The organism is Streptomyces sp. CNP082, assembly GCF_059570535.1.
Genome location: NZ_JCANSZ010000008.1, coordinates 81036 through 95428, shown reverse-complemented (window position 1 = coordinate 95428; position 14393 = coordinate 81036). Strand labels below are relative to the sequence as shown.

11 protein-coding genes are annotated in these 14393 nt (G+C 72.6%); 4 read left to right on the top strand and 7 right to left on the bottom strand.

The window, feature by feature from the left end:
• Positions 1-75: 75 nt before the first annotated feature.
• The 5 genes from B124_RS09935 to B124_RS09915 all read right to left on the bottom strand — a co-directional run bounded on the left by B124_RS09935 (position 76) and on the right by B124_RS09915 (position 5926).
• On the bottom strand, positions 76-780 hold the full coding sequence (locus B124_RS09935) for a response regulator (RefSeq protein ID WP_496502357.1): 705 nt from the start codon (positions 778-780) through the stop codon (positions 76-78).
• Positions 777-2129: a sensor histidine kinase gene (locus tag B124_RS09930; RefSeq protein WP_496502356.1), complete on the bottom strand. Its 1353-nt coding sequence runs from the start codon at positions 2127-2129 to the stop codon at positions 777-779. The genes B124_RS09935 and B124_RS09930 overlap by 4 nt, the downstream gene beginning before the upstream one ends.
• 101 nt (positions 2130-2230) lie before the next feature.
• The gene (locus tag B124_RS09925; RefSeq protein WP_496502355.1) at positions 2231-4381 is read right to left on the bottom strand and encodes an MMPL family transporter; all 2151 of its coding nucleotides are present in this window, start codon (positions 4379-4381) and stop codon (positions 2231-2233) included.
• 140 nt (positions 4382-4521) lie between these two features.
• The gene (locus B124_RS09920; RefSeq protein WP_496502354.1) at positions 4522-4788 is read right to left on the bottom strand and encodes a protealysin inhibitor emfourin; all 267 of its coding nucleotides are present in this window, start codon (positions 4786-4788) and stop codon (positions 4522-4524) included.
• A 10-nt stretch (positions 4789-4798) separates the two neighbouring features.
• The gene (locus B124_RS09915; RefSeq protein WP_496502353.1) at positions 4799-5926 is read right to left on the bottom strand and encodes a M4 family metallopeptidase; all 1128 of its coding nucleotides are present in this window, start codon (positions 5924-5926) and stop codon (positions 4799-4801) included.
• Between the two features lie 277 nt (positions 5927-6203).
• On the opposite strand from B124_RS09915, the gene leuA reads away from it, so the two are divergent.
• The gene (gene leuA, locus B124_RS09910; protein WP_496502352.1) at positions 6204-7970 is read left to right on the top strand and encodes a 2-isopropylmalate synthase; all 1767 of its coding nucleotides are present in this window, start codon (positions 6204-6206) and stop codon (positions 7968-7970) included.
• Between the two features lie 149 nt (positions 7971-8119).
• On the top strand, positions 8120-8869 hold the full coding sequence (locus B124_RS09905) for a zinc ribbon domain-containing protein (RefSeq protein ID WP_496502351.1): 750 nt from the start codon (positions 8120-8122) through the stop codon (positions 8867-8869).
• 155 nt (positions 8870-9024) lie between these two features.
• Here the strand turns inward: B124_RS09905 and era are convergent, their stop codons facing one another.
• Both era and B124_RS09895 read right to left on the bottom strand, forming a co-directional pair.
• Positions 9025-9954: a GTPase Era gene (gene era, locus B124_RS09900; protein ID WP_496502350.1), complete on the bottom strand. Its 930-nt coding sequence runs from the start codon at positions 9952-9954 to the stop codon at positions 9025-9027.
• 92 nt (positions 9955-10046) lie between these two features.
• On the bottom strand, positions 10047-11057 hold the full coding sequence (locus B124_RS09895; protein ID WP_496502349.1) for an aldo/keto reductase: 1011 nt from the start codon (positions 11055-11057) through the stop codon (positions 10047-10049).
• 62 nt (positions 11058-11119) lie between these two features.
• Here B124_RS09895 and B124_RS09890 point away from each other — a divergent pair, with 62 nt between their 5' ends.
• Complete coding sequence (locus B124_RS09890; RefSeq protein WP_496502348.1) at positions 11120-12004, top strand: LysR substrate-binding domain-containing protein; 885 nt, start codon at positions 11120-11122, stop codon at positions 12002-12004.
• 268 nt (positions 12005-12272) lie between these two features.
• Complete coding sequence (locus tag B124_RS09885) at positions 12273-14390, top strand: PhoH family protein (RefSeq protein ID WP_496502347.1); 2118 nt, start codon at positions 12273-12275, stop codon at positions 14388-14390.
• Positions 14391-14393 lie beyond the last annotated feature (3 nt).

Sequence of the window (14393 nt, the reverse complement as noted above, 5' to 3'; positions counted from 1 at the left end):
GGGGGTGCTTCAGCTCCTGGGACATGGCAGTATCGTACGCACAAGGAGGGACATCCTACGTGTGCTATGGGAAGCTTATCCGGAAGACGAAGAAGATCCGGGAGTGATGAGCCCCGATTCGTAGCCGATGACGACCAACTGCGCCCGGTCCCGCGCCCCCACCTTGCCCATGATCCGGCTCACATGGGTCTTGGCCGTCAGCGGCGACAGCGCCAGCGCCTCGGCGATCTCGGTGTTGTTCAGCCCGCGCGCCACCAGCATCAGCACCTGCCGCTCGCGCTCCGACAGCGCGCCGATCGCCGCCCCGCCGTGCTGCGGCGCGGCCGGCTCCGGCGCCGCCGGCAGCCGCACCAGGCGCTCGATCAGGCGGGCCGTGGGGCCGGGCGAGAGCAGCGCGTCGCCGGCGGCGACGGTGCGGATGGCCTCCAGCAGCGCCGCCGGCTGGGTGTCCTTGACCAGGAAGCCGGAGGCGCCGGCGCGCAGCGCGGCCATGATGTGCTCGTCGGTGTCGTAGGTGGTGAGCACCAGGACCCGTACGCCCGCCAGGTCCTCGTCCGCGGCGATCAGCCGGGTGGCCTCGATGCCGTCGAGCTCGGGCATCCGCAGGTCCATCACCACCAGGTCGACGCGCTCGCTGCGGGTCAGCGCCACGGCCTCGCGGCCGTTGCCGGCCTCGCCGACGACCTCCATGTCCGCGGCGGAGTCCACGAGCATGGCGAACGCCTTGCGCACCAGGGTCTGGTCGTCGGCGAGGAGGACGCGGATGGGCTGGGCACTCATGCGGTACGGCTCCTGTCGGTGAGGGCGGTACGGGCCCCGGGGCGGTCGGCGGCGGCCGGGTCCGCGGCGGCGCGGTCCGCGGGATCGGCCGCCGCGGACTCCACGGACTCCACGGTCTCGTCGCTCTCGGCTCCGGCGGGTGCGCACGGCAGCACGGCGGTGACCGCGAAGCCCGGGGCGTCCGTGCGGCGGGCCGCCTCCAGGGTGCCGCCGACGCTGCGGGCCCGCTCGCGCATGCCGACGATGCCGTAGCCGGGGCGCGCGGTGCCGCCCGCGGCCGGCCCGGCGGCGGCCTGCGCCGGCACCACGGGACCGTCGTCCACGACGGCGATGCGCAGCGCGCCCGCCCCCTCGTCGTAGGTGACGGAAACCCGCACCTGCACGGCGGAACCGGCGTGCTGCACGGCGTTGGTCAGCGACTGCTGCACGATCCGGTACGCCGCCGCCCCCACCCCCCGCGGCACGTCGCGGGCCGCGTCGGCGACGTCCAGGTGCACCCGCGCACCGCCGGCGCGCGCCGCCGCCGCCAGGTCGGGCAGCCCGTCGAGGCCCGGCGGCGGCCGGGTGCCGTCCACGGAGTCGCCGCCGCGCAGCACCTGCAGCGTGGTGCGCAGTTCGGCGCGGGAGTCGCGGCAGGTGCCGGCGATGCCGTCAAGGGCGTCGGCGAGCGCCGCGCGGTCCAGCCGGCCGGGGTCGGCGACCAGCAGGTGCGCGGCCACCGAGGTCTGCACACCGATGAGGGTGATGCTGTGGGCCAGCAGGTCGTGCAGGTCCTGGGCGATGCGCAGCCGTTCCTCGGCGACCCGGCGGGCGGCGGTCTCCTCCCTTGTGCGTTCGGCCCGTTCGGCGCGTTCGACGATGGCGCCGACGTAGTTGCGGTGCACCCGTACCGCCTCGCCGAAGAGCGCGATGGAGATGACCCAGCCGGAGGTGCGCAGGAACTCGGTGCCCTGGTGGACGTCGCGCAGCGTCAGCATGACCACCGCGGCGACGACCAGTCCGCAGGTGACCAGCAGGGTGCGCACCCGCGGTCCGGCGACCGCGAGGGAGTAGACCGCGACCAGTATCGTGGGCGTCGGCGCGGTGTGGATGTTGGCGAGCGAGTGGTACGGGGCCTCGGGGACGAGCGACAGCACGAAGACGCCCATCGGGTAGTGCCGGCGCCAGGCGAGCAGCGCCACCATGAGCGTCAGCAGCAGCCAGCCCGCGGCGTCGGGCCGGTGCGCCGACTCCTCGACCTTGCCGAACAGCGCCAGACACGCGACGACGACGCCGACGACCGCGGTGAACAGAACGTCCCGGCGCGTCGGCTTCTTCAGCCCCGCCAGCCGGGTCCTCACTGACTGCATGACCACCATCCTCCCGTACGGCTCCGGAGGCGGAGCCCCCCGGTACGGACACGCCGTTCACGCGCGCGAGGCGCGCGCGTGAACGGCGTGCCGGGGCCGTGCTAGCGCACCGCCGCCGCGCCCGCGGGCTCCTGCTCCGGCAGCACGTCGGGGGCGGCCGGCACCGTCTCCTCACGTTTCGACAGCGGGCCCGGCCACCAGACCTTCTTGCCCAGCAGCCAGCTCGCGGACGTCACCAGGTAGGTGCGGACCAGGAACGTGTCCAGCAGGACGCCGACCGCGACGACGAAACCCAGCTCGAACATCATCACCATCGGCATCGTCGCGAGCGCCGCGAACGTCGCCGCCAGCACCAGGCCCGCCGAGGCGATCACGCCGCCGGTGCGGCGCAGCGCGGTGAGCGCCGCGGTGCGGGTGTCGGCGCCCTTGGTCGCCTCCTCGCGCATCCGGTGCAGCAGGAAGATCCCGTAGTCGACACCGAGCGCCACGCCGAAGACGAAGGTCAGCAGCGCCAGTTCACCGCCGATGCCCGGGTAGCCCATGACCGGCTCGAAGACCAGGCCGCCGATGCCCATCGCCGCGCCCCACGACGCCACCACGGCGACGGTGAGGACCAGCGGCGCGACGAGGCTGCGCAGCAGGGCGATGAGGATGACGAGCACGGCGGCCAGGGTGAGGGGGATGACGAGCTTGCGGTCGCCGGAGTTGGCGTCCGCCAGGTCCAGCGCCTCGGCGCTGGGACCGCCGACGAGGGCGTCGGCGCCGTCGACGGCGCCGAGTTCGGCGCGCAGGGCGGCGATCGTACGGTCCTCCCCCGCGGACTGCGGCTGGTCGGCGGCGTAGACGGTGATCTCGCTGTACCCGTTGCCGGAGCGCGCCAGCTCCGCGGAGGCGACGCCCTCCACGCCCTGCGCGGCCGACAGGACGGCGTCCGCCTGCGCATCGTTGGCGATCACGGCGATCCCCTGGGCGCCCTGCTCGGGGAAGGCGACCTTCAGCTTCTCCATCGCGGTGATCGACTCGGGCTTGTCGGTGAAGGAGTCCTCCTGCTTCAGGTTGCCCGGCAGGTTGAACGCACCCATCGCCAGCGCGGCGAGCAGCACCACGCCGCCGGCGAGGATCGCCACCGGGCGGCGGCCCACCGAGGAGCCCAGCCGGTCGAAGAACCCGCGCCGCTTGGGCTCGCTGCCGTAGGCGGGGACGAGCGGCCAGAAGATGCGGCGGCCGAAGAGCACCATCAGCGCCGGCAGCAGGGTCAGCATCACGGCGAGCGCGCACAGCACGCCGACCGCGCCGACCGGGCCGAGGCCCGCGGTGGAGTTGAGGTCCGCGGCCAGCAGGCAGATCAGGCCCGCCGCGACCGTGCCGGAGGAGGCGAGGATCGCCGGGCCGCAGTTCCGTACGGCCGTGAGCATCGCTTCCTGCGGCTCTCTCGTGCGGCGCAGTTCCTCGCGGTACCGGGCGACGAGCAACAGCGCGTAGTCCGTTCCCGCGCCGAAGATGAGCACCGTCATCACCGCGGAACTCATCGAGTTGACGGTCAGGTCGAACGCCTTGATGAGGCCGAAGACGATGGCCATGGCGCTCATCGCCGCCACGCCCACGCAGATCAGCGGCAGCAGCCACAGGACCGGGCTGCGGTAGGTGAGGATCAGCAGGATCGTCACGATGCCCGCGGTGGCGTACATCAGCGTGCCGTCGACCTGTTCGTAGACCGCCTCGGCGTCGGTCTGGAAGCCGGCGGGGCCGCCGAGTTCGACGGACAGGCCCTCGGGGGGATCGGCCACGACCTGGTCGCGGATCTCCTCGACGGCCTCCGTCTGGGCGTCCTCGTCGGGCAGTCCGGTGATCGAGAACGGCAGCATCAGGGTGGTGCCGTCCTCGGACGGTACGGCCTGCGGCGTGCGGTCCTGCGCCGTCTCGTACTCGCCGGCTATCTCGCCGGCGTGCTGCGCGGCGAGTTCACGGTCGGCTGCGGTGATGCCGCCGTCGCGCTGGTAGACGAGGATCCCTTCGAGGGTGTCGCCGCCGGGCAGTTGCCCGGTGATCTCGGCCACCTGGGTGGAGTCGGCGCTCCCGGGCAGGTAGTCGACGGCACGGTCGCGGGTCTCCCCGCCGAGCTGGCCCGCGAACGGCACGGCGATGGCGAGGATCACGATCCACAGGCCGAGCACGGCCCAGGGCAGCCAGCGGCGCCTGGATCTCGCGGCCGGGCCGGACGGCGCTTCGGGTGGTGCGGATACGGCGCCCATAGCGGGCTCTCCCTCCGGGAAGCAACGGGACTCGCCCCAGCTTCCCCCGGGAACCCGGCCCGGTGCTTCGCTCCCGGGTGCGAAACCGCACCTACTTCACGGGGTGACCCCCGCCCGTCATTGCTCCCCGGGGAGTACTCCTACGCACCCTCTGTCAAGACCGCCCTGACGACCGCGCGTTGGGCGTCGGTCAGCCGCGGGTCCGCGAAGTGCGCGGTGCGGCCGGCCGCCGTGAGGCGGTACGCGAAGCCGTCCGGTACGCCCGCGGGCGGGCCGGCGCCGCCCTCCGCGAGCGCCCGCCGGGCCAGGGCCTCCAGGCCGGCCGCGTCCGCGCGGCCGGCCGTGTCCAGGGTCGCCTCGCGGGTCAGACCCGCGAAGCCCCCGGTGCGGGTGACGGTGATGCGCATGCCCCCACGCCTACCCCGCCTGCGGCGGGGCACCCTCCGGGGCGGGGTTCTGCCGCGGCACGGTGGCCTCCGCGTCCGTGGGAACGCCCACCCGCGACCACGCCTTGAGCACCGCCTGCTGCTCGGCCCCGGCGCCGTAGCGGGCCTCGGCGGCGGCGACGGTGGCGGCGGCGAACGCCGTGAAGTCGGCCGTGGGGGTGAGGCTGCCGCCGGTCAGTACGTCGTACCAGATGCGGCCCGCGCGCTCCCAGGCGTTGCCGCCGAGGTCGGAGGCCAGCAGGTAGAAGGCGTGGTTGGGGATGCCGGAGTTGATGTGGACGCCGCCGTTGTCGGCGGTGGTGTCGACGTAGTCCGCCATCGTCGCCGGCTGCGGGTCCTTGCCGAGGACGTCGTCGTCGTACGCGGTGCCGGGGGCCTTCATCGAGCGCAGCGCCTCGCCGGTGACGGTGGGGGCGAGGATGCCGGCGCCGATGAGCCAGTCGGCCTGGTCCGCGGACTGGCCGAGGGCGTACTGCTTGACGAGGGAGCCGAAGACGTCGGAGACCGACTCGTTGAGGGCCCCGGACTGGCCGGAGTACTCCAGGTTCGCGGTGTACTGGGTGACGCCGTGCGCCAGCTCGTGGCCGATGACGTCCACGGCGATCGTGAAGTCGAGGAACACCTCGCCGTCCCCGTCGCCGAAGACCATCTGCCCGCCGTCCCAGAAGGCGTTGCCGTACTCCTCGCCGTAGTGGACGGTGGCGTCGAGCGGCAGCCCGGCGCCGTCGACGGAGTCGCGCTGGAAGCCCGTGAGGAACAGCTCGAAGGTGGCGCCGAGACCCGCATGGGCGCGGTTGACGGTGGCGTCCCTGCTGGCCCCGTCACCCTCTTCGTGGACCTTCGTGCCGGGCAGGTCCTGGGTGTGCTGCGCGTCGTAGACCGTGCGCTTCGGCTTGGCGTCCTCCCGTGCCGTGCGCGCGGCGGGCGGGGCCACGAGGCTGCGGACGGCGGTGGTGCGGCGGGTGCGCTGCTGTGCGTCGCGCTCCAGGGTGCGGCGCGCGCGGGCGGACAGGGCCGCGTTGTCCGCGCGGGCCAGCTTGTCCAGCATGTGGGGCGGCACGATGGTGCAGAACACGGGGTTACGTGAGATGGCGTCCATGACCGCAATGTGGCACTAAGTAGTCAACTTGTCACTCACCGAAGCGGATTGTTAGCGATTTCGAGTGGCGTGGTCCCCCGCGGGGTCTCGCATCGTGATACTGATCGGCCGGCGCCATCGCGGCTGGGCTACATTGGTCGGCATCGTGCGTTACGGGCTGCTTCTTCTTAGCCGCCGCGGCGAGGGTCTGCTGTCGTAGACCGACCCCCTCCCCGCGGAGTCCGGTGCTGCCACCCGTCGGTCGACGACCAGCTCGCGCGAAGGAGCCCACGCCACCATGGACCACCCCGGTAACGCCGTCGGCCGCGGTACGCCCGTCACCGCCGCCACCATCCGCCAGCAGCCCTCCGGCATGCCGGTGCACCGCTACCGCCCGTACGACGCCGTCGACATCCCCGACCGCACCTGGCCCGCGGGCCGCATCACCCGCGCCCCCCGGTGGCTCTCCACCGACCTGCGCGACGGCAACCAGGCCCTGATCGACCCCATGTCGCCGGCGCGGAAACGCGCCATGTTCGACCTCCTGGTACGCCTGGGCTACAAGGAGATCGAGGTCGGCTTCCCGTCCTCCGGGCAGACCGACTTCGACTTCGTACGCTCCATCATCGAAGACGGCGCCATCCCCGAGGACGTGACGATCTCCGTCCTGACCCAGGCGCGCGAAGAGCTGATCGAGCGCACCGTCGCGTCCCTGCAGGGCGCCCGCCGCGCCACCGTCCACCTGTACAACGCCACCGCGCCCGTCTGGCGCGAGGTCGTCTTCCGCGGCTCGCGCGACGCGGTGAAGCAGATCGCCGTGGACGGCACCCGGCTGGTCGTGGAGTACGCCGAGAAGCTGCTCGACGACCGCACCGTCTTCGGCTACCAGTACAGCCCGGAGATCTTCACCGACACCGAGCTGGACTTCGCGCTGGAGGTCTGCGAAGGCGTCATGGACGTCTGGCAGCCCGAGGACGGCCGCGAGATCATCCTCAACCTGCCGGCCACCGTGGAGCGCTCCACGCCCTCCACCCACGCCGACCGCTTCGAGTGGATGTCGCGGAACCTGACCCGCCGCGAGCACGTCTGCCTGTCCGTCCACCCGCACAACGACCGCGGCACCGCCGTCGCCGCCGCCGAGCTGGCGCTCATGGCCGGCGCCGACCGCATCGAGGGCTGCCTGTTCGGCCAGGGCGAGCGGACCGGCAACGTCGACCTCGTCACCCTGGGCATGAACCTGTTCTCGCAGGGTGTCGACCCGATGATCGACTTCTCGGAGATCGACGAGATCCGGCGCACCTACGAGTACTGCAACCAGATGGAGGTCCACCCCCGCCACCCCTACGTCGGCGACCTCGTCTACACCGCCTTCTCCGGCTCCCACCAGGACGCCATCAAGAAGGGCTTCGAGGCGATGGAGGCCAGGGCCGAGCAGAGCGGCAAGCCCGTCGAGGAGCTGGAGTGGGCGGTGCCGTACCTGCCCATCGACCCCAAGGACGTGGGCCGCTCCTACGAGGCCGTCATCCGCGTCAACTCGCAGTCCGGCAAGGGCGGCGTGGCGTACGTGCTCCAGCACGACCACAGCCTCGACCTGCCGCGGCGCATGCAGGTGGAGTTCTCCCGCATCATCCAGGCCAAGACCGACGCCGAGGGCGGCGAGGTCACGCCCGCGCAGATCTGGGACGTCTTCCGCGACGAGTACCTGCCCAACCCCGCCAACGCCTGGGGCCGCATCCAGCTCAAGGGCGGGCAGACGACGACCGACCGCGACGGCGTCGACACCCTCACCGTCCGGGCCGACGTGGACGGCGCCGAGACCACCCTCGTCGGCACCGGCAACGGCCCGATCTCCGCGTTCTTCCACGCCCTGCAGGGCGTGGGCATCGACGCCCGGCTCCTGGACTACCAGGAGCACACGATGAGCGAGGGCGCCAGCGCACAGGCCGCCTCCTACATCGAGGTCGCCGTGGACGGCAAGGTGCTGTGGGGCATCGGTATCGACGCCAACACCACGCGCGCGTCGCTGAAGGCCGTCGTCTCCGCGGTCAACCGCGCCGCCCGCTGACACCCGGAACACCCCGGGTCGTCCCCGGAACACCCCGGAACACCCCGGAGCACGCCCGGAGCGCCGAAGCGCCCCGTGCGCCGTCCGTACGCGGACGGGGCGCGGGGCGCGGCTCGTTCACACCGCCTTGACGTGCGCGAGGGCTGACGATGTCCGCCGGTGTGGTTAGCATCACGTCAGCGCGGCAGCGTTGCCGAAGCGTGAGGGAGGTCGACGTGACGCATATCTTCCGCCGGTTCGCCGGCGTGCGGACGTCCTGGCACACCGAGTCCGACGGTGAGTTCTTCTGCCCCGGCTGCGGCGGCGACCGCACCTGCCTCCGGCGCACCGGCAGAAGGCGGTTCACCGTCCTCGGCGTGCCCGTGCTCTCCCGCGGCACCGCGGGACCCGTCGTCGAATGCGCCGACTGCGGCGGCCACTTCGGCCTCGGCGCCCTGGCCGAACCCACCTCCACGCGCTTCGCGCTGCTGCTGCGCGACGCCACCCACGCCGTCGCGCTCGCCGTCCTCCACGCCGGCGGCACCTCCTCCCCCGCCGTACGCTGCACCGCCGTCACCGCGGTGCGCACCGCGGGCTACGACGACTGCACCGAGGAGCAGTTGCTGACGCTGCTGGCCGCCATCGAGGCCGACTCCGGGCGGATGCCCGACCTGTGCCCGGACCTCCCGCCGGAGCAGCGGAACTTCGAGGCGGAGCTGCGCGAGACGCTCGCGCCGCTGGCGCCGCACCTGGTGCCCGCCGGGCGGGAGTCGATCCTGCTCAGCGGCGCGCGCATCGCGCTTGCGGACGGGGCGTACACGCCGCCGGAGTGGGAGACGCTGGCCGTCGTCGGGGACGCGCTGATGCTGACCGCCTCGGACGTCGAGCGGCTGCTGACCTCCGCGCGCATGCCGTCCTGAGAGGCGCGGCGCGGCCCTCGGGTACGGAACGGCCCGGCGCGTACCGCACGTGCCCGTGACCCGTACGGCACGGGCGCACGCCCCCGTACAGGGCGGGCCCGCCCGGCTCGTACGGGACGCGCGCGGGACCCCGGTGCCTCCGCGCGCCCCCGCGCTCAGAACCCCAGCCGCCGCAGCTTCTTCGGGTCCCGCTGCCAGTCCTTGGCGACCTTCACGTGGATGTCCAGATACACCGGCGTGCCCAGCAGCGCCTCGATGTGCCCGCGGGCCTTGGTGCCGATCTCCTTCAGCCGCTTGCCCTTCGGCCCGATGACGATGCCCTTCTGGCTGTCCCGCTCGATGAACAGATTGGCGTGGACGTCCAGCAGCGGCCGGTCCGCCGGGCGGTCCTCGCGCGGCTCCATCTCGTCGACCACCACCGCGATCGAGTGCGGCAGCTCGTCCCGTACGCCCTCCAGAGCCGCCTCCCGGATCAGCTCGGCGACCATCACCTGCTCCGGCTCGTCGGTCAGCTCCCCGTCCGGGTACAGCTCCGGGCCCTCCGGCAGCAGCGGCACCAGCAGGTCGGCGAGCAGGCCGACCTGCTTGCCCTCGACCGCCGAGACCGGCACCACCTCGGCCCACTCGAAGCCCAGGTCCTTCGCCATCCGGTCCACGGCCACGAGCTGCGCCGCGACGGTGTCGGAGTCGGCCAGGTCCGTCTTGGTGACGACGGCGACCTTCGGGGTACGCCGCAGCCCGGCCAGCTCGGCGGCGATGAACCGGTCGCCGGGGCCGGCCTTCTCGTTCGCCGGCACACAGAAGCCGATCACGTCGACCTCGGCCCAGGTGGCGCGCACCGCGTCGTTGAGCCGCTGGCCCAGGAGCGTGCGCGGCTTGTGGTACCCGGGGGTGTCGACGAGCACGAGCTGCGCGTCGGGGCGGTGGACGATGCCGCGCACGGTGTGCCGGGTCGTCTGCGGCCGGCTGGAGGTGATGGCCACCTTCTGGCCGACCAGCGCGTTGGTCAGGGTCGACTTGCCGGCGTTGGGCCGGCCGACGAAGCAGGCGAAGCCGGAGCGGTGCCCGGTGTCAGGGGTGGTCATGGGGAGCATTCTCCCCGACCGCCGGCCGGCCCCGACCGCCGCTCCGGTCCCGGCGCCCGCCGGGGCGCCCCCGCCCGAGTGCCCCCCGGGTGCTACGCGTCCAGCAGCCGCGCCCCACCCTCCGGAGCCAGCCCCGCGAGGATCCCGTCGATCCGCGCCAGGGTGTCCGGGTGCAGCTCGACGCGGGCCGCCGCCACGTTCTCCTCAATGTGCGCCGGCGTCCGGCTGCCCGGGATGGGCACGACGTGGTCGTCCTGGTGCAGCAGCCAGGCCAGCGCAAGCTGCCCCGGGGTGAGCCCCAGGTCGGCCGCGACCGCGCGCAGCGGCGCGAAGCGGTCGTGGTTGGTCTTGAGGTACGCGGCGTCGAAGGCGCCGATGTTGCGGCGGAAGTCGCCGTCCGCGACGTCCGTCACGGAGCCGGTGAGGAAGCCCGTACCCAGCGGCCCCCAGGCGACGACGCCCACGCCCAGCTCGCGCGCCGCGGCGTGCAGCTCCGCGTCGACCGGCGTCCACATCGACCACTGCGCCTGCACCGCGGTGACCGGGTGCACGGCGTGGGCGCGGCGCAGCTGCTCTGCGGTGACGTTGGACAGTCCCAAGTGGCGGACCTTGCCCTCGGCGACCAGCTCGGCCATGGCGCCCGCCGTGTCCTCGATCGGCACCGCCGGGTCGGGGTAGTGCACGTAGTACAGGTCGATGCGGTCGGTCCGCAGATTGCGCAGCGAGCTCTCGGCGTAGCCGCGTACGTACCGCGGCTCGGCGTTGACCGTCAGGCTGCCGAAGGCGTAGTTGACGGGAGTCGTGCGCCCCCCGGCGCCCTCGGGGAGGCTGAGCCCGAACTTCGTCCCCAGCACCACCTCGTCGCGCCTCCCGGCCAGCGCCCGGCCGATCAGGCGCTCGTTGTGGCCGCCGGGTCCGTAGGCGTCGGAGGTGTCGACATGGACGGCGCCGGCGTCGAGGGCGGCCCGTATCGCCGTGACGCCGCGGTCGTCGTCGGTCTCGCCGTACACGCCGGGTGAGAGCACCATCGCGCCGTAGCCGATGGCCGGGGACTCCAGGGAGCCGAGGGTGCGGGCGGGAACGGTGTTCGAAGCTGTCGTCATGCCCGCAAGCCTCCGCGGAATTCGATGGCGGCGTCCAAGACCTACGGCTATAACCGGTGGCTATGGACGTACACGTACGCGACCTGCGCTATTTCACGGCGGTCGCGGAGGAGCTGAGCTTCACGCGCGCCGCCGAGCGGCTGTACGTCTCCCAGCCCGCGCTGTCCAAACAGGTCCGGGCGCTGGAGCGGCAGCTCGGCTTCCCCCTCTTCGAGCGGCGGGCGCGCACCGTCGCGCTCACCCCGCAGGGCGCGGCGCTGCTGCCGGCGGCGCGGGAGCTGACGGCGGGCTGGGCCGAGGCGGTACGGGCCGCGCGGGCCGCCGGGCCCGCCGGGTCGCTGGCCGTGGGCATGCAGACGGCGGTGGGGCGTGACCTGCAACGGGAGGTGCTGGGCCGGTTCCGCGAGCAGGGCTGGCGGATCTCGCTGCGGCTGGTCACCTGGGAGGACCCCACCGCGGGGCTGGCCGGCGGGGGCGCCGACGCGGCGTTCTGCTGGCTGCCGGTGCCGGGGGTGGGCACGGAGCTGACGGCGAAGGTCCTCGTACGCGAGGAGCGCTGGGTGGCGCTGCCGCTGAACCACCGGCTGGCCGGCCGGACGGAGGTGGCCTTCGCGGAGCTGCTCGACGAGCCGTTCGTGGCGCTGCCGCGGTCGGCGGGCCCGCTGCGCGACTTCTGGCTGGCCACGGCGGAGCGGGACGGGCGGGAGCCCGTGGTGGCGCTGGAGGCGTCGTCGCCGGAGGAGGTCTTCGAGGCGGTGGGCGCGGGTCTTGGCGTGGTCCTGCTGGCGGAGGGCAACGCGCGGCTGTACCCGCGGCCGGACCTGGTGTCCGTGCCGGTACGGGGGCTGGCGCCGTGCGAGCTGGCGCTGGTGTGGCGGGCGGACGACGGGCGGCGGGAGGTCGCGGAGTTCGCGGCGGCGTTCCGGGAGGCACCGCCGGCGGCGTAGCCGCGGGCCCCGTACCGGCAGGAACCCGTATCCGCGGGGCCCCGCGGTACCGCAGTGGGCCCTGAGCAGCCGCCCCCGCGTCTCCCACACGTCTGGCGTACCGTCCTCGAAACTCACTGGCCACAGCCGCACCTCACCCCGTTACGATGGCGTCAGGGCCTGCGCGTGGAGCAGGCGCCGGGACCCCGGGGCGTGGTCCGTCCGGCGGGCCCCCTCACAGTTACGCGAGCGAAGAAGTGGGATGAGATTCAGGCCCGAGGGCCGGCCCATGACACAGACACCCGTAAGCCGCACCCCCGAAGAGGGACAGGCCCGCGCCCACATCACCATCCCGGCAAAGCACCCCATGGTGACGGTGCTGGGCTCCGGAGACGCCCTCCTGCGGGTCATCGAGAAGGCGTTCCCCTCCACCGACATCCACGTCCGGGGCAACGAGGTCAGCGCCGTCGGCGCCGCCGAGGAAGTCACCCTCGTCCAGCGTCTCTTCGACGAGATGCTCCTCGTCCTGCGCACCGGAGCCCCCATGACGGAGGACGCGGTGGAGCGGACGATCGCCATGCTCAAGTCCGACCGCGACGACGAGGCCGGCGGCCACCACGCCCCCTCCGAGGTCCTGACGCAGAACATCCTGTCCAACCGCGGCAAGACGATCCGCCCGAAGACGCTCAACCAGAAGCGCTACGTCGACGCCATCGACAAGCACACCATCGTCTTCGGCATCGGCCCCGCCGGCACCGGCAAGACGTACCTCGCCATGGCCAAGGCGGTCCAGGCCCTGCAGTCCAAGCAGGTCAACCGCATCATCCTGACCCGCCCCGCGGTCGAGGCCGGCGAACGCCTCGGCTTCCTGCCGGGCACGCTGTACGAGAAGATCGACCCGTACCTGCGCCCGCTGTACGACGCCCTGCACGACATGCTGGACCCGGACTCGATCCCGCGCCTGATGGCGGCCGGCACGATCGAGGTGGCGCCGCTGGCATACATGAGGGGCCGGGCGATGCCGCTCTTCACCAAGGTGCTCACCCCGGACGGCTGGCGCCCGATCGGCGACCTCCAGGTCGGTGACCTGGTGATCAGCTCCAGTGGCGAGCCGACCCCGGTGCTGGGGGTGTATCCCCAGGGTGAGAGGGACATCTACCGCGTCACCGCGCAGGATGGTTCGTGGACGCTGTGCTGCGGCGAGCACCTGTGGACGGTCAGGACCGCCTCGGACAAGCGTCGCAACAAGCCGTGGCGGGTCCTGGAGACCCAGGAGATGATCGGCAACCTGCGTACCGCACACGCGCGCAGGTACGAGCTGCCGCTGCTGACCGGACCGGCGCAGTTCCCGGCCCGCGACGTGCCGATGGACGCGTACGCGCTGGGCCTGCTGCTCGGCGACGGCTGCATCACGGGCGCCACCACGCCGGCGTTCTCCACTACCGATCCGGAGCTGGTACCGGCCCTGGAAGCGGCCCTGCCGGGCGTCACGGTTCGGCGGAAGGGGCCCGTGGACTACGTCCTCAACCGCGAGACGGCGCCCGGCGACGTCATCACGCTGGAGAACCCCGTCACCCGGGACCTGCGGACACTCGGTCTGCTCGGCTCGCGGTCGGTCTCCACGTTCGTGCCCGACGACTACCTGTACAACACACCCGAAGTCCGTCTGGCCCTTCTCCAGGGCCTGCTCGATACCGATGGAGGTCCGGTCACTCAGTCTGACCGGACGTGCCGGATTCAGTACACGACAACGTCAACCCTGCTCCGCGACGACATCATCTCCCTTGTCCAGTCCCTGGGCGGCGTCGCCTGCACCCGTCGCCGGGCGGCCGAAGGCCGGAAGCCCGGGCGGGCACGGGGTCGCGACGTGCACCACCGCCGCGACGCGCACATCGTCGACATCCGGCTCCCCGAAGGCATCGAGCCCTTCCGGCTCGCGCGCAAGCGCGAGAAATACCACGCCGCCGGTGGTGGCGGCCGTCCGATGCGGTTCATCGACAGCATCGAGCCGGCGGGCCGCGAGGAGACCGTGTGCATCCAGGTGGCGGCGGAGGATTCGCTGTACGTGACGCAGGACTACCTGCTCACGCACAACACGCTGAATGACGCGTTCATCATCCTCGACGAGGCGCAGAACACGAACGCCGAGCAGATGAAGATGTTCCTCACCCGGCTCGGGTTCAACTCGAAGATCGTCGTCACCGGTGACGTCACCCAGGTCGACCTGCCGGGCGGGACCAAGAGCGGGCTGCGTCAGGTGCAGGGCATCCTGGACGGCGTGCAGGACGTCCACTTCTCCACTCTCACCAGCAAGGACGTCGTCCGGCACAAGCTGGTGAGCCGGATCGTCGAGGCGTACGACAAGTACGACGTCAGAACCGGCGTCGACAGGAACGGCAGGGCCTAGACC